19 protein-coding genes are annotated in these 20,079 nt (G+C 46.3%); 14 read left to right on the top strand and 5 right to left on the bottom strand.

Annotated features, from left to right (window positions below):
* Window positions 1-308: 308 nt before the first annotated feature.
* Window positions 309-914: an alpha/beta hydrolase gene (locus MKY62_RS11270; protein ID WP_003182727.1), complete on the top strand. Its 606-nt coding sequence runs from the start codon at window positions 309-311 to the stop codon at window positions 912-914.
* Between the two features lie 44 nt (window positions 915-958).
* Here the strand turns inward: MKY62_RS11270 and MKY62_RS11265 are convergent, their stop codons facing one another.
* Window positions 959-1,579: a nitroreductase family protein gene (locus tag MKY62_RS11265; RefSeq protein ID WP_003182726.1), complete on the bottom strand. Its 621-nt coding sequence runs from the start codon at window positions 1,577-1,579 to the stop codon at window positions 959-961.
* Between the two features lie 134 nt (window positions 1,580-1,713).
* Between MKY62_RS11265 and MKY62_RS11260 the strand changes: the two genes are divergently transcribed.
* The 3 genes from MKY62_RS11260 to MKY62_RS11250 all read left to right on the top strand — a co-directional run bounded on the left by MKY62_RS11260 (window position 1,714) and on the right by MKY62_RS11250 (window position 3,130).
* The gene (locus MKY62_RS11260; protein WP_003182724.1) at window positions 1,714-2,034 is read left to right on the top strand and encodes a winged helix-turn-helix transcriptional regulator; all 321 of its coding nucleotides are present in this window, start codon (window positions 1,714-1,716) and stop codon (window positions 2,032-2,034) included.
* 5 nt (window positions 2,035-2,039) lie between these two features.
* A complete protein-coding gene (locus tag MKY62_RS11255) occupies window positions 2,040-2,786 on the top strand; it encodes an SDR family oxidoreductase (RefSeq protein WP_003182722.1) in 747 nt (248 codons plus the stop codon).
* A gap of 65 nt (window positions 2,787-2,851) precedes the next feature.
* Window positions 2,852-3,130 (top strand): hypothetical protein, encoded by a 279-nt coding sequence (locus MKY62_RS11250; RefSeq protein WP_003182720.1) that lies wholly within the window; start codon window positions 2,852-2,854, stop codon window positions 3,128-3,130.
* A gap of 111 nt (window positions 3,131-3,241) precedes the next feature.
* On the opposite strand, the gene MKY62_RS11245 is transcribed toward MKY62_RS11250, so the two are convergent.
* A complete protein-coding gene (locus tag MKY62_RS11245; protein ID WP_003182719.1) occupies window positions 3,242-3,940 on the bottom strand; it encodes an expansin EXLX1 family cellulose-binding protein in 699 nt (232 codons plus the stop codon).
* 228 nt (window positions 3,941-4,168) lie between these two features.
* Window positions 4,169-4,621, bottom strand: a complete 453-nt coding sequence (locus tag MKY62_RS11240) for a germination protein GerT (protein ID WP_003182718.1) — start codon at window positions 4,619-4,621, stop codon at window positions 4,169-4,171.
* A gap of 82 nt (window positions 4,622-4,703) precedes the next feature.
* On the opposite strand from MKY62_RS11240, the gene rarD reads away from it, so the two are divergent.
* The 4 genes from rarD (at window position 4,704) to bshB2 (ending at window position 7,021) form a co-directional block, all read left to right on the top strand.
* On the top strand, window positions 4,704-5,636 hold the full coding sequence (gene rarD, locus MKY62_RS11235) for an EamA family transporter RarD (RefSeq protein WP_011198052.1): 933 nt from the start codon (window positions 4,704-4,706) through the stop codon (window positions 5,634-5,636).
* Between the two features lie 74 nt (window positions 5,637-5,710).
* Window positions 5,711-5,986 carry a hypothetical protein gene (locus tag MKY62_RS11230; RefSeq protein ID WP_003182714.1) on the top strand — a complete coding sequence of 92 codons (276 nt, stop codon included), beginning with the start codon at window positions 5,711-5,713 and terminating at the stop codon, window positions 5,984-5,986.
* 1 nt (window position 5,987) lies between these two features.
* Complete coding sequence (locus MKY62_RS11225) at window positions 5,988-6,338, top strand: YojF family protein (protein ID WP_003182712.1); 351 nt, start codon at window positions 5,988-5,990, stop codon at window positions 6,336-6,338.
* 17 nt (window positions 6,339-6,355) lie between these two features.
* On the top strand, window positions 6,356-7,021 hold the full coding sequence (gene bshB2, locus MKY62_RS11220) for a bacillithiol biosynthesis deacetylase BshB2 (RefSeq protein WP_003182711.1): 666 nt from the start codon (window positions 6,356-6,358) through the stop codon (window positions 7,019-7,021).
* Between the two features lie 43 nt (window positions 7,022-7,064).
* On the opposite strand, the gene MKY62_RS11215 is transcribed toward bshB2, so the two are convergent.
* Window positions 7,065-8,423 carry an MATE family efflux transporter gene (locus MKY62_RS11215; protein WP_009328059.1) on the bottom strand — a complete coding sequence of 453 codons (1,359 nt, stop codon included), beginning with the start codon at window positions 8,421-8,423 and terminating at the stop codon, window positions 7,065-7,067.
* Window positions 8,424-9,554: 1,131 nt separating this feature from the next.
* Here MKY62_RS11215 and MKY62_RS11210 point away from each other — a divergent pair.
* The 6 genes from MKY62_RS11210 to odhB all read left to right on the top strand — a co-directional run bounded on the left by MKY62_RS11210 (window position 9,555) and on the right by odhB (window position 18,988).
* Complete coding sequence (locus MKY62_RS11210) at window positions 9,555-10,862, top strand: peptidoglycan endopeptidase (protein ID WP_003182704.1); 1,308 nt, start codon at window positions 9,555-9,557, stop codon at window positions 10,860-10,862.
* Between the two features lie 109 nt (window positions 10,863-10,971).
* Complete coding sequence (locus tag MKY62_RS11205; protein WP_003182702.1) at window positions 10,972-11,565, top strand: superoxide dismutase family protein; 594 nt, start codon at window positions 10,972-10,974, stop codon at window positions 11,563-11,565.
* Between the two features lie 94 nt (window positions 11,566-11,659).
* Window positions 11,660-12,550, top strand: a complete 891-nt coding sequence (locus MKY62_RS11200; protein ID WP_003182700.1) for a MoxR family ATPase — start codon at window positions 11,660-11,662, stop codon at window positions 12,548-12,550.
* A 9-nt stretch (window positions 12,551-12,559) separates the two neighbouring features.
* The gene (locus MKY62_RS11195) at window positions 12,560-14,473 is read left to right on the top strand and encodes a VWA domain-containing protein (RefSeq protein ID WP_003182698.1); all 1,914 of its coding nucleotides are present in this window, start codon (window positions 12,560-12,562) and stop codon (window positions 14,471-14,473) included.
* Between the two features lie 385 nt (window positions 14,474-14,858).
* Window positions 14,859-17,693 carry a 2-oxoglutarate dehydrogenase E1 component gene (sucA, locus tag MKY62_RS11190; protein ID WP_003182695.1) on the top strand — a complete coding sequence of 945 codons (2,835 nt, stop codon included), beginning with the start codon at window positions 14,859-14,861 and terminating at the stop codon, window positions 17,691-17,693.
* Between the two features lie 14 nt (window positions 17,694-17,707).
* Window positions 17,708-18,988 carry a 2-oxoglutarate dehydrogenase complex dihydrolipoyllysine-residue succinyltransferase gene (odhB, locus tag MKY62_RS11185; RefSeq protein WP_003182692.1) on the top strand — a complete coding sequence of 427 codons (1,281 nt, stop codon included), beginning with the start codon at window positions 17,708-17,710 and terminating at the stop codon, window positions 18,986-18,988.
* A gap of 29 nt (window positions 18,989-19,017) precedes the next feature.
* Here the strand turns inward: odhB and MKY62_RS11180 are convergent, their stop codons facing one another.
* A complete protein-coding gene (locus MKY62_RS11180) occupies window positions 19,018-19,998 on the bottom strand; it encodes a bile acid:sodium symporter family protein (RefSeq protein WP_003182690.1) in 981 nt (326 codons plus the stop codon).
* Window positions 19,999-20,079 lie beyond the last annotated feature (81 nt).

Raw genomic sequence — 20,079 nt, 5'->3', positions numbered from 1 at the left:
ATCACAAGATAATTATTAGAAAAAAGTGATTTTTTAAATTATTTAAACAATAGTTCTGTCTTGCATATTCGAAAACATAACTTTACAATAATTAATATCTTGAATTCAAGATAAAAAGATGATGATGGAAACAGAAGGGGTGCACCATATTGCAGGAGGCTCCAAAGTAATGTATGGGAAAGAGACAGTGAACAGGGCTCTTTGATTGATGAACAGTTGGAGAGTCTCTTTCGGTGAATTGAAGCTTTCCGAAATGATTGCAGGCCAATTGAAGGCATACTTCCAAAATGGAAAAGGAGTGAAAGGAAATGAATTATATATATGAAAAAGGGGACTCTGATCTCACCCTGTTGTTATTGCATGGAACAGGGGGAAACGAACGCGATCTTCTGCCGATCGGCAAGATGATTGATCCCGATGCAAATTTGCTCGGGGTCAGGGGAAATGTGCTGGAAAACGGAATGCCCCGTTTTTTCAGGCGGCTGAGAGAAGGGGTGTTTGACGAAAAAGATTTGATCGAACGGACGGATGAATTAAAAACGTTTCTAGATGAAGCAGCCAAGGAACTTCACTTTGACAGAAGCCGGGTGGTCGCAATCGGCTATTCAAACGGCGCCAATATCGCGGGAAGTCTGCTGTTCCGTCATGAACATGTACTGAAAGGGGCGATTTTGCATCATCCGATGGTTCCGTTTAGAAATCGCAAGCTCCCTGATATGACAGGTCTGCCCGTGTTTATCGGGGCCGGCAAAACAGATCCGCTCTGTCCGCCGCAGGAATCAAGCGAGCTTGCCGGCTATTTCACAAACGCCGGCGCCAAAGTGCTCCTTCACTGGGAAGGCGGAGGCCATCAGCTGACACACGGCGAAATTGAAAAGGCGAAAATCTGGTATGAAAAGCATATAAAAGCATAAAAATAAACCTTAGTCCTTTTTTGGGACTAAGGTTTTTAACATGTTTACAGCCATGTAGATACGTCAGACACATCGAAACGATTGCTTTTGTGCGCAGGTTTGACCGGCTTTCCGACCGAAATCAGCATAACCGGTACATAGCGTTCATCGATGTTGAATTCTTTCACAAATGCTTCCTTGTCAAAGCCGCCCATTGCGCATGTGTCATAGCCCATTGCTTTGGCTGCGATCATCAGCTGCATGGCTGCTAGAGATGCGTTTGTAAACGCGGCGTCTCTTGCAAATCCGCTGTTTTGATAAGCGCCGTTGATTTGTCCGAGCAGCGTGTTTTTGATTTCTTCAGTCATATAGCCTGCTTCTGCCAGAGGGCCGTATACGGCTTCACCGTTCAGATTCGCTTGTAAGTCCCCGAGCACCGCTACGACCGCAGAGGCCTGACTGACTTGCTTTTGGTTGAACGCGATCGGAAGGAGCCTATCTTTTGATTCCTGGCTGTGAAAGACTGTAAAATGCCAGTGCTGCAGATTCCAGGCTGACGGAGCCTTTGTGGTGATGCTCAGCAGCTTTGTCAGCTCCTCTTTGGAAATCGAAACGCTTGTGTCATATTCTTTAATCGAAGTACGCTCTTCCAGAATGTTGAGAGCGGTGTTTTCTTGTGAAGACATGTGACTTCCTCCTTTGGGCTAAACGTGTTATGATAGAGTTAGATAAAAAGTTAGAAACTTACTTTTTGTAACTTTAATGAGTATTTTAATGGCACACATTATATTTGTCAACTGGATATGGAGGGGTGAGAGAATTGGGGTTTACAATGTGTCCTAGAATGGAAGCCGCCTTTTCTTTACTCGGCAAACGATGGAATGGACTGATCATCCATGTATTATTGGATGGACCTAAACGATTTAAAGACTTGACTGAAATGATACCGATGATCAGCCAGAAAATGCTGGCTGAACGTTTAAAAGAGCTCGAACACTGCAAAATAGTCGAGCGTCAAGTGCTCCCGGAAACGCCGGTAAAAGTGATCTATCAATTGACAGACAAGGGAACGGCGCTGGAGCCTGTCCTCAAGGAGATACAAACCTGGGCCGAAAGCCATTGTGATCCGGAAGGGAGCTGACCGGATTGAACAGTAAAGAAACTGTCGTCATTACAGGCGGGGCAAAAGGCATTGGAAGAGACCTCGTGGCCGCCTATGCTCAAAAAGGTTTTATCGTCGTATTCGCCGACGTATTGAAGGAAGAGGGTGAACAGCTTGAAAAAGAGCTGACCGCTTCCGGTGCGCGGGTCCAATTTGCACCTTGTGATGTAGCTTCTGAAGAAGACGTGAAACGGCTGATGCAGGAAGCTTCCCGAAACGGCCGTTCGATATCGGCGCTCATCAATAATGCGGGCCGATCAGTTTGGAAGTCCCCTTACGACTTGACGGCTGAAGAATGGGACGGCGTCCTGAATACGAATTTGAAAGGCGCGTTTCTTTGCGCAAGAGAAGCGGCCAAAAGAATGAAAGAGGCGAAAACAGGCGGTGCCATCGTCAATATCGCTTCGACAAGGGCATTTATGTCCGAACCGGACTCAGAAGCCTATGCCGCGTCAAAAGGGGGCTTAATAGCTTTGACTCACGCATTGGCCGCGTCTTTAAGCAAAGATTCAATCGTGGTCAACAGCATTTCCCCGGGCTGGATTGAAACCGGTGATTATACTGCCCTGCGGCCTATTGACCACGCGCAGCATTTGTCAAACAGGGTCGGCCGCCCACAGGATATCGTCAAAGCATGCTTTTATTTGACCGATCCGGACAATCGCTTCGTCACCGGTACAAACATAACGGTGGACGGCGGAATGACAAAAAAAATGATTTATGAAGAATAGCCCAAACGTTTCCCGACTTTATGAATACCTTTACTATAGGCAGACATAAAGGAGGATAAAAGCCAATGAACCCTCATATGCTTTATTCGAGATCAGGTCCTGCCGGATACCCGGCCAGATTCCCGTTATTCTGGGGTTTTGGAGCGCCGCTTGTCGGCGGATTGCTGGGCGGATTTCTCGGAAGCGCGATTTTTAACTACCCAAGACCTTACGCTTACCCGCCGCCATACCCGGGACCTTACGGCGGCGCGCCTTATTACGGCTACGGGGCAGCTCCTGGGGCTTTTCCGTACGGAGGTGTTCCGGGCGCAGCTCCATACAGAGGAGCAGGACCGGGCTATTGATCAATAAGCCAATTGTTGCTGGCGTCTAAATGCCGGATGTCAATATGAAGCGGCGGCCAAAGCCTGCGAATCTTTTCGCCTTTGGCCGCCGTCTCATTCTTTCCGGATTGATCAGTCAGGGAACTGTACTTTTCCCGGTACGGTATATGCGCTTGACGTCCCGTTTTCCGGAAGCTTTTTTATCGTGTCTTTGACGACTTTTCCTCGGATATCTGTGATCCTGACTTTAAGCGGACTTGTCCCGAGATTGGTGCTGACGAAATGGTTGTAATCCGTTTTCTCCATGTTGATCCACTTTCCGTCTTTGTAATATTCCATTTTCATGACGGGATATTTGTGGTTTCTGACTTGGATCGCCGCCCACCATTGGCTGCTGCCTTCTTTGATCCGGTAAGTGAAATTGCCGGTAATCGGCGCTTTGACTATACGCCATTTAATGTCGATTTTGCCGTCTTTCATATCGCCGATCTCGCGAAAAGCGTTCGGTGAAAGGTCAAGGGCTCCCGGCGCTCCTTCAGGATACAGATCGGTAACATAGACGGTCGTTTTTCCTTTCGGCCCTTCAACCCGCAGATAGGCGCCGGCAAGAGCAGCTTTCACACCGCGGTAATTCATATCTGTCGGATTTAAAGCGGTGATCTTCATATTGGACGGAATAGGGTCCAAAAGCAATGCGCCGCCGGAGTAGCCCGACCCCGTATAAGTGGCATAGCCCGTATGCAGTGAGTTGTACGCAGCGGAAGCTTGAGGCGAAAAACAAAGGATTGTCAAAAACATTGCTGTGATCAATATGCTGATTTTCTTTTTCATATACATCCTCCTGTTTTATAAATTGAGAACCATTATCATTATAAGGACAAATCGACAACAGCCGAAAGAGGAAATAGTTACAGAGACTTTTTAAGGAATAATGACTAACACTGTCAAAATTTAAAGGCGCGGCCGAATGTCAGGCAAATGAGATGATCATCCTTGAGGAGTAGTGTTAAGATGATACAGGAAGAAAAAAAACAGCCTGCTTTTTCAAGCTGGCCGTTTTCAAAACGTGATGTCGATTTCAGACAGGTTAAAGTCCTCATTTTTTAAGAACATCACTTCCAAAATGCCGTCTTTAAATATTGCTTTCGTACCCTTTCTGCGCACTAGAGAGGGGAGAACGACTTTTTCCTGCCGCCCTTTTTCAGGGTAGTTTTCTATGATCAGGGTTTGTGAAGTATGTTTAATTTTCAGAAGGTTAAGCTGTTCTTTGGTGAGCGGTATTTTAACAAATACATGGCTTGTCGTTTCAAAAATATCAATCGGATCAGATTCATCTGCCGCCGATGTTTCTTTTGAGAGAGGGTCACGAAAAGGAAATTGAACTGCATACCCCGGTCCGAAAACGCTTTTCATCATGTGGTGGATATATTGCTCCACATCTTTCGGGTCAGCGTTTTTTAATCCGTCCTTGGAAAACTGCTGAAATGGAAAAAAGCGTTGCCAATCAAACACGATCACACTTCCTTTCACATAGACGGTACAGTATATGCAAAAAAGTGCGGAAAGTGATGAAGAAGAAAGGAAAGAAACAGACATGAATCATTCATCTCAAACGAAAGGAATCATTTACACAGCGCTTTCTTATTTGCTGTGGGGGCTCCTTCCTTTATATTGGAAAGTGCTCGATCAGACGGCCGCGCTCGATATTCTGGCGCACCGGATTATCTGGTCATTTGTTTTTATGTGCGGGGTGCTTCTCGTTTTGCGGCAGTGGAAAAACGGAGTCAAAGCATTTCGCTCGCTTTCGGGAAACCGAAAGGAATTTGTTCCGCTCATTTTGTCGTCCGTTCTGATTTCGATCAATTGGTATGTCTACATATGGGCCGTCAGCAACGGCTATATTCTTGAAGCGAGCCTGGGCTACTACATCAATCCGCTCGTATCGATCGTTCTCGGAATTGTCTTTTTAAAGGAAAAGCTAACGCGGATGCAGGGAGCGGCAGTTCTTCTCGCTGCCCTCGGCGTGCTTATTTCAGCTTTTCAGTACGGGTCCGTGCCGTACATCGCCCTGATGCTCGCATTCAGCTTCGGGCTCTACGGACTGGCGAAAAAGCGCACATCGCTCTCAAGTGCCATAGGACTTACTTTGGAAACGATGATGATCGCTCCGGTTGCAGCGATCTACCTGCTGTTCTTCAGCCATCCGGAGAAGGCTCAGGCAGCCTCAGGGAGCATCGGCATGATGGTGCTGCTGTTTCTGGCGGGGGTGCTGACCGCGATTCCGCTGCTTTTATTTGCGGAAGGTGCAAAGAAACTGCCGCTCTATCAAGTCGGCATTTTGCAATATATCGCTCCGACCATTACATTATGTTTAGGCGTTTTCGTCTACCATGAACCGTTCAACAGCAGCAAGGTCTTTACGTTTTCCTGCATATGGGCGGCGCTGATATTGTTTACACTTTCGCAATTTCAATGGAAGAGACCGGAGAAGGTATTTTTAAAAAGAAAAAAATCCTTTCATCCGTAAGCCCTTTTTCTTTTCAAGAAACACCGATTATGTATAATTAAACATTATTGAAGCAATTCGGAGGTTGTTCCGTCATGGCAGATGAACTGGAGCTTTTCCAGGCATATAAAACCCTTTGGAAAAACCGGACGATGGAGGGGGAAGGCAGGGAGGCGCTTCATCAGGCGGTTGATGATGAGCTGAACGACCTCGGCACCCATCCAAGGCTCAGAAAGACGAAGCACGAAAAATACTATCAATCAATCCGGCGCATCGTGAATTCACAATTGGAATCAGAAATGAAGCTCAAGCTGATTGAATGTCATACGGAACGATTGGAGTTATTAACAAACGAAGAAAGCAGGGAGTAACATGAAAGCAATAAAAAAAGAAGATGTGCAGGCTTCTTTGGAAACATTTTTAAATCAGCCTGTTTACATTCATTTGGAAACGACAACCGGATCGTATTCCGCGCATAAAGATGAGCAGAACATGACCGTGGTGGCATATATCAGAAACGCGAAGGTAGCCTGCTCCCGGGCCAAAATCACGGGCGAGGGACCATTTCGCGCCGGTTTGAAAACCGAAGACGGCTGGATCTACGCCGAAGGCCTGACGGATTATACGGTTGACGATGAAGGAAGGTTGCTTCTTGCCGGCTATTTGCCGGGCGGCAAACTCGCCATTTCGCTTCAAATCAGCAAAAAGCCATTTGCAGTCTAAAAAGAAGGTGTTATAAGATGAAAAAACATTTACTCGTGATCCTGCCCCATCCTGATGATGAATCTTTCGGAGTCGCCGGCTTGATCGCCTTAAACCGAAAAGAAGACATTCCTGTAACATACGCTTGCCTGACGCTGGGCGAGATGGGAAGAAATATGGGAGACCCGCTTTTTGCCAACAGGGAAACCCTTCCGCTGCTCAGAAAGCAAGAGCTGATCGACGCCTGCAGGGAAATGGATGTACAGGATTTGCGCATGCTCGGATACCGCGACAAAACGCTCGAATTCGAGGATGAAGAAAAACTGGCCGATCAAATTGAGGCTGTCATCGATGATGTAAACCCGAGCCTTGTTGTGACGTTTTACCCCGGACACGGCGTTCATCCTGACCATGATGCATGCGGTGCCGCGGTCATCAGGGCATTATCGCGGAAAAAGAAAGAGGACCGGCCGCGCGTCTTATGCATGGCTATCACTCACCACAGGGAAGAGGTTCTTGGCAAGCCTGACGTCGTTCTTGATATCAAAGAAGTCGCGGATATTAAAATGAACGCTTTAAAAGCGCATAAATCCCAAACAGGCGGCCTTTTGAAAGAAATAGAGAAAAAACTCGCCAATGGCGAGCCGGTTGTTGAGACATGGTTTGAAAAAGAAGCATTTTGGACCTATCAATGGAATGATTAACATGATCAAAAAAGGTGTCGGGCATTTGAGCCCGGCACCTTTTTTACATGCTTTGAGTGTGAATATAGCGGTTTTGAATGCGTTTGAGCCTGAAGAACAGCCCGACTGCACCGGCCGCTAGCCCCGTGATCAGCCCGATCCAGTATCCGAAAGCTCCGAATGAAGTATACGTTCCGATTACAAAACCGACCGGAAGCCCGATAATCCAATATGAGACGAGAGCTGTGACAAGCGTGTAGTTGACATCTTTATATCCTCTGAGCGCTCCTTGAATCGGCGCGGCAATGGCATCTGACAGCTGAAAAAACAACGCATACAGCAAGAAGTCCTTGGTCAGAAGCAGGACATCCCGGTCAGCCGCGTACAAACCGGCGATCTGCTCTCTGAACAGTAGTATGATGAGTGCGGTGAATAATGAAAAACCGACCGCTATTGAAATGCCGAGATAGCTGTAGGCCCTCGAGTCTTTAAACCGTTTGGCCCCGGCTTCAAAGCCGACGACAATCGTCAGCGTCATCGATACGCTCAATGGAAGCATGTAAAGAAGCGAAGCAAAATTCATTGCCGCCTGATGGGAAGCGATCGTGACCGTGTCAAAGTGGCTCATCAGCAAGGTGACAGCTGCGAATATACTCGTCTCAAAGAAGATGGCGAAACCGATCGGGATGCCGATCTTCAGAAGTTTCATACTTTCAGCAAAAGAAAATGAATAGAATGTTCCAAAAATCCTAAACTGGTGAAACGGCGTCTTTTTATGAACGATGTATAAAGAGATCAGACAAATGCACCAATATGTGATAGCGGAAGCCAAACCGGCTCCTGCTCCTCCAAGCTTTGGAAACCCGAAGTTCCCGAAAATAAACAAATAGTTCAAGACAAAATTAATGGGCAAAGAACAAAGCGTAATCAGCATCGTCACCCGCGTTTTCCCGAGTGAATCAATAAAGCAGCGCATCACATTGTAAACAAACAGCGGCAATATGCCTAGCCCGATGCAGATTAAATATTGCTTTGCGATGACAGCTACCTTCCGTTCAAGATCGAGATTCTCCAGCACCGGATCAATCAGAAAATATCCGGAAACGATGACGGCAAGGCTGATGATTCCGGCCACATAGATCGATTGAATAACAGTATAAGGGACATCCTTTTGCCGCTTGGCACCCATCAGCTGGGCGACCATAGGTGTTACAGCCGTCAAAATGCCGGCAAGCCCAGTATAAACGGGGGTCCATAAACTCGAGCCGATTGCGACGCCGGCGAGGTCGGCGGCGCTGACTTTGCCTGACATCACCGTGTCGAGAACCGTAATGAGCGACAGTCCCGCTTGCGTAATCAAAATCGGAATTAAAATCGTTAAAAACTGTCTTGCTTTCTCCCGCAAATCCTTTGTTTCCCTCATATCAGTTCCCCGTTTCTTTTGGATAACGAGAGAAATTATAACACGTTATGTATAAAATGCAATAAATGTCTGTTCAATCTTTTTTCGTCTGTTTTGTTTTTTTAAACATTTGCACATAAATAAAGGAAAGAGAAAGGATCCCTAAACACGTACATAAATATTGACATATTTTTTGAATGGCCAAGAAGATTCACCTCCATATCTTAAAATGCGCCATAAAAGGAGGAAACATGCATGAAAGCTGCGGTGATAAAACAGAACCCTTTTTTACATGTTTTGATAGTATATTAGATCTATTAATATATATAAATGAGTGAGCATTAAGTTTTATGTTTCTGTATATCGTTATATTAAGATAGGAAATAAGAATCTATAGGTGAAATAGTAAAACGCCGTTCGATCTAAAAAAAAGATACTCCCAATTCCGGATGTTGGCAAAAAAAATGTATGATATAGTCAATTTATGGTTTCGTGGAGGAATTTGTGCTGAAATGTAGAATTGTATAAATGATCCTGATCTTTGCTTTTCGATTAGGCAATAGATGAGGATAGATCGGCGATTTCCGGAAAAATAAAGAATATGAACACGCAGTTTTCACACCCTCAACATGAACGCTGGCTTGCCTACCTGTTTCCGTTTGATCCGAGAGAAAGAGAAATCGGCAGTAAAACGGCACGGAAATCCGCATGTTATGGCGTCTATTCTGGCTGTTTCGGCACATGCAGCATATCTGGTCAACTCCCTTCTCGCTGTTTTCACCATGAACCTCTGATTTTAAAACAACTGATCATCGTATTTCCGAAAACTTGAAACTCAAAACCTTTGCAAAAAAGCATCCGGCACCTCGAGTACACAGAAAAAAGTGTTGATTTTTGTCAATATGTCTATCAGTCTGTATTTTTAATGAGAAATTTGTAAAAAAACAAAAAAGCTATTAAAAAAATATAAAATAGACCGATACAAATCGTGAATTGCATTTTTTGCTTAAGAGTATAAAAGGGGGATTTCGGCCAAAGGCATACATATGGTGATCAGATCACCCGCCTGATCGGCTGGATAAAGTCTTAAGCAATGGCAAATGTAATGGCATACATAGAGAGAACGAAAATGAAACGGGAGGTTAAGAGGTTATGAAGAAGAAGATAGCAGCAGGTTTGGCGGCCTCTGCGGTAGTTGGAACTTCATTGGCGGCGTCACCGGTCGAAGCCCAAACCATCAAGGTGAAAAGCGGAGACTCACTGTGGAAGCTTTCAGCTGAGTACAATACGAGTGTTTCGGCACTTCAATCAGCCAACAATCTTTCATCGACGGTTATTTATGTCGGACAAACTTTAAAAGTTCCGGACGGCAAGTCGAAAAGCAGCTCACAGACAAAATCCGCAAGTTCCAGCTCAAGTTCAAGCGCTGCCAAGTCCACTTACACGGTGAAATTGGGAGATTCCTTGTGGCTGATTGCCAGAGACTACAAAACGACCGTACAAGAGATTAAAAACTTAAACGGGCTGAGCAGCGATATGATTTATCCGGGACAAAAGCTGGTTATTAAAGGAAGCGCAAAAAGCGCCGGTTCCAGCTCTGGATCAAGCTCCAAATCATCCGGCTCATCATCCGGCTCACAAAGTGCAAGCAGTTCAAGCAGCACATACAAAGTCAAATTGGGCGACTCTTTATGGAAAATTGCCAATAGTTTGAATATGACAGTCGCCGAAATTAAAACGCTGAACAACTTGAAGTCGGACACGATCTACCCGAACCAGGTCCTTAAAGTGAAAGGAACAGTTTCCAGCGGAAGCAAACCATCTTCTGGTTCGTCTTCAAGCTCTTCATCAAGTAAAACGAACACAGGCAGCAGTTCAAAAACGACCACTTACACGGTTAAACCGGGCGATTCTCTGTGGAAAATCGCGAATTCGATGAAGGTAACGGTACAGAGCATCAGAGAGGCTAATCAATTAAAAACAGATGTATTGCAAGTCGGCCAGAAGCTTAAAATTTCTGGTGCATCGTCTTCAGGGTCATCTGGCAGCCCATCTTCCAGCTCGCCGAACTCTTCAGTTTCAACCGGCACTTCGACAAGCGCAAAAGTCGAGCGGATGATTGCAGAGGCAGAAAAGCATATCGGCGTGCCTTACAGATGGGGAGGCAACAATCCTTCCGGTTTTGACTGCAGCGGATTCATCTATTACACGTTGAACAAAGTTACATCTGTCTCAAGGCTGAGCGCAGCAGGATACTGGAACATCATGTCGCCAGTCAGCCAGCCTTCAAGAGGTGATTTTGTTTTCTTCTCAACATATAAAGCGGGCCCTTCACACGTCGGCATTTATTTAGGAAACAACAAGTTTATCAATGCCAACGATTCCGGCGTCACCGTGAGCGACATGAACAATTCCTACTGGAAGCAGCGCTATCTCGGCGCAAAACGGTATTCATTTTAAAAAAGCCATTTTATATGGCTTTTTTTTGCGTGGTTTCAGGATGGGAAGGACAGGTTTAATGCCCCTCTTCATTGTCTAAACTGAAAAGAAAAGCGAAGGGGGAAGCTGTTTGAGAACATTACATTACATATTGCTCGCATGTATGTCCGTTTGTTTGGCAGCTGCATGCACACAGCAAAAAGAAATCGAGCAAAAAAATGCCGAACAGGAACATAAAGAAACTTTTGAAACGATGACACAGCCATTAAAAGTACCGCTGATCAAACGCGACGGGACGGAGACCGGTTTTATAGAAGTGTATGAATCTGCTGCAGAAGGCCTTGATATTAGAGTGAGCGCCCATGATCTGCCGCCGGGCATGCTTGCTTTTCATATTCATGAAACGGGCGTTTGCAAAAAGCCTGATTTTGAAAGTGCGGGTGCTCATTTCAATCCTGATCAAAAGGAGCACGGCTTTAACAATCCAAAAGGGCCGCATGCCGGTGATTTGCCGAATATTGAAGTCGGAGCAGACGGCAAAGTCGACGTCATCGTCAATGCGCCGGCAGTCACCCTCGATCAGAAAAGCAGGTTCAGTCTGCTGGATCATGACGGAAGTGCTTTTATTATTCACGAGCATCAGGATGACGATTTGACAAATCCATCAGGTAACTCCGGAGCCCGGATGGTTTGCGGAGCGCTGACGAACAGCGGAAAAAAGTGAATCGGCGCCTGGAAGCCGTTTATATTGAGGGCAGCGCGTCTTTTCTAGTATACTTAAATATAGAAGACGCTTTTAGAAAGGAATTTTACAACACATGAAATATGATCTGCACGAACTAGAGCTGCCTGAAAAGATAAAAGAGCGGCTGATTCAGTCTGCCGCTAAACCTGTTGACGCGGAATACCAATCATTGATTGGGACGCCCGGCTATGAAGCGGAAGACAGCGCCATTCTCTATGACGCGATGATCGCGTTGTCACTCGGAAAAAACGTTTTGTTAAAAGGTCCGACAGGTTCCGGAAAAACAAAACTTGCCGAAACGCTCTCCGCTTATTTTCAAAAACCTATGCACAGTGTCAACTGTTCTGTGGACCTTGATGCAGAGGCGCTTGTCGGTTACAAAACGATTGAAAACACCGGCGGGAACGCCTCTATTGAATTTGTCGAAGGTCCCGTGACAAAAGCAATGAACAACGGCCATTTCCTATATATTGACGAAATCAACATGGCGAAACCGGAAACGCTGCCGATCTTAAACGGGGTGCTGGATTACCGGAAAATGATGACCAATCCGTTTACAGGGGAAGTCGTCAAAGCGAAAGAGGGATTCGGCGTAATTGCAGCAATAAACGAAGGGTATGTCGGAACAGTCCCATTGAACGAAGCGCTGAAAAACCGGTTTGTGATCATCGACGTGCCATACATTAAAGGCGACCTGCTGAAACGGGTGCTTGAAACACAATCCGAACTAAAAAATCAGAAGCTGCTGGACCGGTTTGTCACCCTGTCATCGGATTTAATGACGCAAGCCCACAACGGACAGGTATCTGAAGAGGCTGCTTCCATCAGAGCGCTTCTCGATACTTGCGATCTGTCGACGTATATTCCGCCGCTGCGAGCGATCGAACGGGGCATCGTTGAAAAGCTTGATGATGAACGCGAAAAAGCGGCGGTCCGAAATATTGCCCAAACTTTGTTCGAATGAGGGTTTTTTATGAAGTTTATTAAATTCAATGACAGCAAGATTGACTCTTTGCTATTTATGGAGCTGACAGATCTGGCGAAAACGCTCGCGAAAAGCGATCAGGTTGAAGTGGAGTACGGGGTTCAGTCTTATTACAATCCTTTTGAGAAAAAGATCTACATGAGCCACTTTTGGAAAGACAGGAACCACCGCGATATGGTAGACGGCTTGAAGAGCGATGTATACTTGCGGTCAATCGGCTCCCGCTACAGCTCGATGAAAGATTTTTCCCGCATGCTGGACTCGGCTCGGAAATATCAGTTTAAGAGTTTGGCAAAACAGTTGTTTATGCTTTTTGAGGATATCAGAATTGAAGAGTCCATCAAGAGGGAGCGCCCCGGTACAAAGCAGGTATTTTCAAACCGGAAATCGATGTACCGCAAACACTTTGCGACACAGCTGACGCTGAATCTGGAGCGGAGCATTTTTACAGATGCTTTGTTTTGCGCTGTATATCTTAAGCTGACCGCGGAGTCGCCGCTTGAAGAGATACCGGCTATCCATGAATCGGTCGATCCGATGAAGGGGTTTATAGAAGCCGAGCTCGCCCGCGTATTCGAAGCGCGTTCAACTGCTGACATCGTTTCGTTTGTAAACGGGTTAATGGAAGGTTTTGAAGAAGTGCTCGAAAAAGATATGCTGAATACGTACTTCTTTTTTCCGGAACTTGACTACGAACAAGTTGACGAAGAAGCGCTCTTTCAAGATTTAAAAGCAAAACCGAAGCTGAGCGAGGATCTGACGCTGGAAGAGAAAAGTGCGGGTGACGAGGAAGTTCATGAAGAAGAAATGCCGACTTGGCACAGAGAAACGGAAGCTCCGGCCAAAAGCTTTCTCCAGTTTGATTTGGAGCACGGCGCAAAATCCGATATTTCCGGCGGCGCTTTAAGAGAAGGAGAAGACGGCGACCAAGCGCTCGGGTCTGTTCAAGGAACGGCGAAGCAGACGAAAAGGAAAGACTACTCAAAACTTGAATCGCTTGAATCTGTTCAAGATGAACCGAACGCCGGAACAGCCCAAGCCGGTAAAGAAAACCGCTATGCCTTTTCGGTGATGAAGCCGCCGGAAAAACCTTCGAATGAAGATATATTAGACTACCAGGCTCAAGCCAAAACAATCGAATCATATCAAAAACGGCTCAAACAGATGATTCAAAAAACGCTTGAGCATAAAAAAACACTCCCGAGAACCGATTTGCATGCAGGCAGATTGAACAATAAACTGCTCCGTTACTTTACAGAGCGCAATCCGCGCCTGTTCTATAAAAAGCAGGAGCCGTCAACAGAAATCGACGCCGTTTTCACATTGCTCGTCGACTGTTCGGCAAGCATGCATGACAAAATGGCGGAGACGAAACGGGGCATTGTGCTGTTTCATGAAGCGCTTAAATCAGTTGCTGTCCCTCATCAAATCGTCGGTTTTTGGGAAGATACAAACGATGCGACAGAGACGAGCCAGCCCAACTACTTTCATACGGTCGTTTCTTTTGCGGATTCCTTAAAAGCAGGAGCCGGACCGCACATTATGCAGCTTGAACCGGAGGAAGACAACCGGGACGGATATGCGATCAGACAGATGACGAAGATGCTTGTTCAAAGAAGCGAAGCTCAGAAGTTCCTGATCGTCTTTTCAGATGGAGAGCCGGCCGCATTCGATTATGAGCAAAACGGGATCGTCGATACACATGAAGCGGTGATGGAAGCGCGGAAACGAAATATCGAAGTCATCAATGTATTTTTATCAAACAGCGAAATTGAAGAATCGCAAATGAAGACGATACAGGACATGTACGGAAAGTACAGCCTTTTTGTCCCAGACGTCGATCAGCTTCCCGATGTTCTGTACCCGCTTTTAAAAAAGCTGTTGAACAAAAGTATAGGATAGATATGACAGATGGCAGCAATACTCGCGGCCATCTGTTTTTTATCGTGAAAACACAGTGAAATAACGAAATTTTTATTATTTTTATCAACTTAATTTTTTAAGGAGCACATCCGGATGTTAAAAAATAGACGGCCAGGGGAAATATGTGAATAAATAAAGATCAGGTCCTGAAAGAAAGGGATCTGAAAGTTCGAAATTATAAATTTTTTTATTTTTCAAGACGATTTTTTAATTTTATTTGAACAATCTGTGTAGAAACAAATGAGAAACAGTGGTAAAATGTACGTGGAAGCGTTTTTATTACATATTTCTGGGCGCAAGGTTCAGAAGATATATTAAGATAGTGAATCATTCACTTGATTATTAGGTTGGGGGTAATGTTCAAATGTTTCAAAATAGTATGAAACAAAGAATGACTTGGGAAGAATTTCACGGTCCGAACCTCGGCTATGTGCTGGAGCTTTACGATCAGTACGTCAAGGATCCAGAAAGCTTGGATGCTGATTTAAAAGAGATGTTTGACGAACTTGGAGCTCCCCCGGGCGATATTAGGGCCGCCTCTCAAAAAAACGAAGAGGCAGATTTCACGGCTGGATCTATTCAAAAAATCGCATCAGCGGTAAAACTTGCAGAAGATATTAGAACCTATGGCCATTTAAACGCTTCCGTCAATCCACTGAGAAAAACACAAGAGAAACAGGAGCTTTTTCCTCTTGCTGAGTACGGGTTAACTGAGCAGGATGTGAAAAAAATCCCGGCGTCTGTCATATGCAAAGATGCCCCTAAAGAAGTAACGAACGGTTTAGAAGCCATCCAGTACTTAAGAAACACATACAAAAAATCGATTTCTTTTGAATTTGACCATGTGCACATTTTTGAAGAGCGCAACTGGCTGATGAAAAAGATCGAATCCGGGGAATTATTCACCCCGAAATCGAAAGAAAAACTGGTAGAAGTTTTAAGAAGGCTTACAGAAGTGGAAAGCCTTGAACAGTTTCTCCACAAAACCTTTGTCGGGCAAAAACGCTTTTCAATAGAAGGACTTGATGCGCTTGTGCCCATGCTGGATGATATTATCGCCAAGTCCGTTTCGGCAGGTACGACAAACGTCAATATCGGAATGGCGCACAGGGGCCGCCTGAATGTTCTTGCGCATGTGCTCGGAAAACCTTATGAAATCATTTTTTCTGAATTCCAGCATGCGCCGAACAAAGATCTCGTTCCGTCGGAAGGTTCGACCGGGATCAATTACGGCTGGACGGGCGACGTAAAATACCACCTCGGCGCCAACCGCCAGATTCAGGATGAGCATACGAAAACGGCGCGCATTGCGCTCGCGAACAATCCGAGCCACCTTGAGTTCATCGATCCGATCGTTGAGGGATCGACAAGAGCCGCCCAGGAAACGAGAACGGAGAGCGGCTATCCGGTTCAAGACGTCAAAAAATCGATGGCGATTCTGATTCACGGCGATGCGGCATTCCCAGGGGAAGGCATTGTCGCGGAAACGCTGAATTTAAGCCAGCTTAAAGGGTATCAAGTGGGCGGAGCGATTCACATTATCGCCAATAACATGATCGGCTTTACGACGGAAAGCAATGAGTCAAGATCGACGAAATATGCAAGCGACCTTGCGAAAGGTTTTGAAATTCCGATCGTCCACGTCAATGCTGATGATCCCGAAGCATGTCTTTCAGCGGTTCAGCTCGCTGTTGAATACCGCATGACTTTCAACAAAGACTTTTTGATCGATCTGATCGGCTACCGCCGTTTTGGCCACAATGAAATGGATGAGCCGTCCGCAACGCAGCCGATGCTGTATGATGCGGTCAGAAAGCATCCGACCGTCAAAAACATCTTTGCTGAAAAGCTGATTCATAAAGGGATCGTCGATAAAGAAACCGTCGGCAAAATCAAGGACGCTGTCCAGAAGCGTTTAGAAGAAGCCTATCGCAAAGTGCCGGCCAAAAAGGAAGACATGACGCATGAAATCGTACTTCCAGAGCCGGTCTCCAACGGTTTTCCTGATGTTGACACATCGGTTGATTTTGAAACTTTGCGCAAAATCAATCAGGAGCTTGTTTCATGGCCGGAAAACTTCAACGTTTTCGATAAGCTAAAACGAATCCTTGAAAGGCGCGCCAAAGCTTTCGAAGATGACCGAAAAGTCGACTGGTCGCTTGCAGAGGCGATGGCGTTTGCGTCGATTTTGAAAGACGGTACGCCGCTAAGGCTGACCGGGCAGGATTCAGAACGCGGCACATTCGCACACCGCAACCTTGTCCTTCACGACAGCAAGACAGGGGACGAATTCATCGCGCTGCATCACCTTGCCGATACGAAAGCGTCATTTGCGGTTCACAACAGCCCGCTTTCTGAAGGGTCCGTCCTCGGCTTCGAATACGGCTATAACGTGTCTTCGCCGGAAACGATGGTGATCTGGGAAGCGCAGTTTGGAGATTTTGCAAATGCGGCGCAAGTTTACTTTGACCAGTTCATTTCTGCAGGAAGAGCGAAGTGGGGTCAAAAATCAGGGCTGGTTGTTCTCTTGCCGCACGGCTATGAAGGGCAGGGGCCTGAGCATTCAAGCGGAAGAACAGAGCGATTCCTTCAATTGGCGGCGGAAAACAACTGGACTGTCGCCAACCTGACGAGCGCTGCCCAATACTTTCATATTTTAAGAAGGCAGGCGAAGATGCTCCTTCGCGAGGAGATCCGCCCGCTGATCATCATGACGCCGAAAAGCCTGCTGAGAAATCCGAATACCGTGTCAGAAGTGCAGGAGCTCAGTAACAGCAGCTTTAAGCCGGTCTATGAAATGTCAGGACTTTCCCATCAATATGACAAAGTGACGCGCCTCGTCCTTTCAAGCGGCAAAGTTTCGATTGACATCAGCGACCATTTCAATAAAATGGAAGGTGAAAAGGATTGGCTGCACATTGCACGGGTTGAAGAGCTGTATCCTTTCCCTGCAAAGCATATTAAAGCGATCTTCAGCAAACTTCCGAATTTGGAGGAGATCGTCTGGGTACAGGAAGAACCGCAAAATATGGGCGCATGGAACTATATCGAGCCTTATTTAAGAGAGGTAGCTCCAAAGGACGTGAAGGTCCGCTATATTGGCAGAAGAAGACGTTCAAGTCCGGCAGAAGGGGATCCGACGGTTCATAAAAAGGAACAGGAACGCATTGTATCTGATAGCTTGACTCGCAAAAATTAAGGGGGAACTATAAAATGGCGGAAATTAAAGTACCTGAATTAGCGGAATCAATTTCAGAAGGAACGATAGCCCAATGGCTGAAACAACCGGGAGATTATGTAGAGCAAGGGGAATTCCTGCTTGAGCTGGAGACTGATAAAGTCAACGTGGAATTGACGGCAGAGCAGTCCGGCGTTCTTCAGGAAGTGCTGAAAGATTCCGGTGACACGGTTCAGGTCGGCGAAATAATCGGAACGATTTCAGAAGGCGAAGGAGAAGGAGGCAAATCAACGGCTCCGCAAGCTGACGCTCAAGAAAGCGCCGGCGCTTCGGAAGAGAAAGCAGCCTCGTCTGAAAAGACAGCCGAACCTCGCGAAGGTGCGAGCGATGAGGCGGATACAGCCAAAACAAGAACTATCGCTTCTCCGGCTGCCCGAAAGCTCGCCCGGGAAAAAGGCATCGATTTATCGGAAATCCCTACCGGTGATCCGCTCGGAAGGGTCAGAAAACAGGATGTTGAATCTTATCAAAAGAACGAGCAGCCGCCAAAAGCTCAGCCTGAACCAAAACGCGCAACACAGGCGCCGGCCGCTAAACAAACCGAAGATGCTGGTAAACCTGTAGAGCGTCAAAGAATGTCCCGCCGGAGACAGACGATCGCCAAACGCCTCGTTGAAGTTCAGCACACCGCCGCTATGCTGACGACATTCAACGAAGTGGACATGACGGCGGTCATGAACTTAAGGAAGCGCCGAAAAGATCAATTCCTGGAGCAGCATGACGTGAAGCTCGGATTCATGTCATTCTTTACAAAAGCTGTTGTCGCCGCGCTGAAAAAATATCCGCTCCTCAACGCGGAAATTCAAGGCGACGAGCTTGTGATCAAAAAATTCTATGACATCGGAATCGCTGTTGCTGCGCCGGATGGCCTCGTCGTACCGGTCGTGCGCGATGCGGACCGCAAAACCTTTGCCGATATTGAAAGGGATATCGGAGAGCTTGCGAAGAAAGCGAGAAACAACAAATTGTCGCTCAACGAGCTTCAAGGCGGGTCCTTTACGATCACAAACGGAGGAACGTTCGGTTCATTGTTATCGACTCCGATTTTGAACAGCCCGCAAGTTGGTATTTTGGGCATGCACAAAATCCAGCTGCGTCCTGTAGCAATTGATGAAGAGCGCTTTGAAAACCGCCCGATGATGTACATTGCATTATCGTATGACCACCGGATCGTCGACGGAAAAGAAGCGGTCGGCTTCCTGGTTACGATTAAAAATCTGCTTGAAGATCCTGAACAGCTTCTGTTGGAAGGTTAATCATAAAAAAGCTTTGGCCGTAAGTACGGTCAAAGCTTTTTATTTATCATTTGCGGGGCAGGAGAATGATTGTCATTCTTCTGTTTATTTGTTTTTTTGGCCCAGTATGTCGCAAGCCATGAACCTGAAAGATTATGCCAGACGCTGAACACAGCGCTCGGAACAGCTGAAAGCGGGGAGAAGTGCGCCGTCGCCAATGCCGCGCCGAGACCCGAATTCTGCATGCCGACCTCAATGGACACGGCTTTTTGCGACGCATAATCCATTTTAAAGCACTTTGCCAAAACAAAGCCGAGGAAAAGTCCGAGGCCATTATGAAGAACAACTACCGCAAAAATCAGCAGCCCTGATTGAATAATGTTTTCCCGATTGCCTCCGACGACTGCGGAGACGATGGCGACGATGCCGAGAACGGAGACAAGCGGGAGCACCTGTACAGCTTTTTTCACTTGTTTTTTAAAGAAAAATTGAACGATCAGCCCGGCGATAATCGGGAGCAGCACCGCCTGTAAAATCGACACGAACAGAGAGCCCGGAGATACCGGAAGCCATTCCTTCGCGAAAAATAAAATGAGAAACGGCGTTAAAAAAGGGGCAAGCAGTGTGGAAAGCGTTGTGATCGCCACAGACAGGGCGATATTCCCCTTTGCCAGAAATGTCATGACGTTTGATGCTGTTCCCCCGGGGCAGCATCCCACTAATATAACCCCCACTGCTATTTCGGGGGGGAGAGCGAGTCCATAGGCCAGTCCAAAAGCGAGCAACGGCATCACCGTATATTGAATCAGCACACCGATCAGCACATGCAGGGGACGTCTCAGCAGCTCTTTAAAATCGTCCGCTGACAATGTCAATCCCATGCCAAACATAATCACGCCAAGCAGAATCGTAATATAAGGGACGATCCAAGTGAACTGCGACGGAAAGGCAAAGCCGAGAATCGCAAATAGAATCACCCAAATGGCGAACGTTTTTCCTGCAAATTGACTGATTTTGATCAAATAACTCATAAGTCCAGCTCCTCACATCTGTAGAAAATGTAACATTCTCTTATTATAATTAATATTCTGAATAATTCAATACTAGTAAAA

This window comes from Bacillus sp. FSL R7-0646 (assembly GCF_037969865.1).
GTDB lineage: Bacteria > Bacillota > Bacilli > Bacillales > Bacillaceae > Bacillus > Bacillus licheniformis.
Note: the sequence above shows the minus strand (reverse complement) of the source record. Positions and strands in the feature narration are given on the sequence as shown.